Origin of the sequence: Micromonospora sp. M51, assembly GCF_018070305.1 — a bacterium.
Classification (GTDB): Bacteria; Actinomycetota; Actinomycetes; order Mycobacteriales; family Micromonosporaceae; genus Micromonospora; species Micromonospora parva.
Window position 1 is genome coordinate 1 of the sequence record NZ_JAGPXZ010001187.1, and the last position, 1,184, is coordinate 1,184.

Consider the following 1,184-nt stretch of genomic DNA (forward strand, 5'->3'; position numbering starts at 1 on the left):
GAGTACTTCGCCGGCAACATCCTGCCGCCGCCGGAGCGGTTCGACGTCCTCATCCGACTGCTCGGGGCGACCGCCGCCGAGCAGGGCGTGCTGGCCACCGCGCGGGACCGGGTCGAGGAGTGCCGCCGACGCCCGAACCGGGAGCACGCCGCCACCGGCCGGTCGGTCGTCCGGGCCAGGGCCGGCGGCCCGCGTACCGCAACGACGTCCCCCCGGTTCCCGGTGCCCCGTCAACTGCCCCCGGCACTGCCCAGGTTCGTCGGACGCGCGACCCAACTCGCGCGGCTCGATGCCGAGTGCGCCGGGACCGTGGCGGGCGGCGACGACGCCGTGGCCCCGGTCACCGTCCTGACGTTGTCCGGCACCGCCGGGGTCGGCAAGACGACCCTCGCCGTCAACTGGGCGCACCGGGTCGCCGATCGCTTCCCGGACGGTCAGCTCTACGTCGACTTGCGCGGGTTCGACTCGAGCGGGACGGTGGTGACGGCCGTCGAGGTGGTTCGGGGCTTCCTGGAGGCGCTCGAGGTGCCGCCCGAGCGCATCCCCACCCACCTGCCCGCGCAGGTGGGCCTCTACCGCAGCCTGCTCGCGGGCCGCCGGATGCTGGTGCTGCTGGACAACGCCCGCGACGCCGACCAGGTCCGGCCCCTGCTGGTCGGCAGCCCGAGCTGCCTGGTCCTGGTCACCAGTCGCAACCGGCTCGCCGGCCTGATCGCCGCCGACGGTGCCCGGCCGATCGGCGTCGACCTGCTCAGCACCGCCGAGGCCTGGCAACTGTTGGCGCGGCGGCTCGGCGCGGACCGGTTGGCGGCCGAGCCACAGGCGGTGGACGAGATCATCGAACGGTGCGCCCGGCTGCCGCTGGCGCTGGCGGCGCTCGCCGCGAGATGCGCGGAGAAGCCGGAGTTCCCACTGGCCGTGCTCGCCGCCGAGCTGCGGGCGGCGCCGCGACCACTCGACTCGTTCGACGGTGGGGACGCCGGCACCGACGTGCAGGCCGTCTTCTCCTGGTCGTACCGGAGCCTCACCCCGGCGGCGGCGCGGCTGTTCCGGCTCATCGGCTGCCACCCCGGACCGGACATCGGGTTCGCGGCGGCGGCCAGCCTGGCCGGACTGCCCCGGGCCCAGGCGCCCCGACTGCTGGCGGAGCTGGCCCACGCCCACCTCGTCACCGAGCACGCCCC

Annotated in this window: 1 protein-coding gene; it reads left to right on the forward strand. The window is 75.8% G+C overall.

What is annotated here, in order from left to right; translation table 11 throughout:
- Positions 1-1,184 (forward strand): NB-ARC domain-containing protein (locus tag KBX53_RS33560; protein WP_247676596.1); only part of this gene is annotated, 1,184 nt, incomplete at both ends.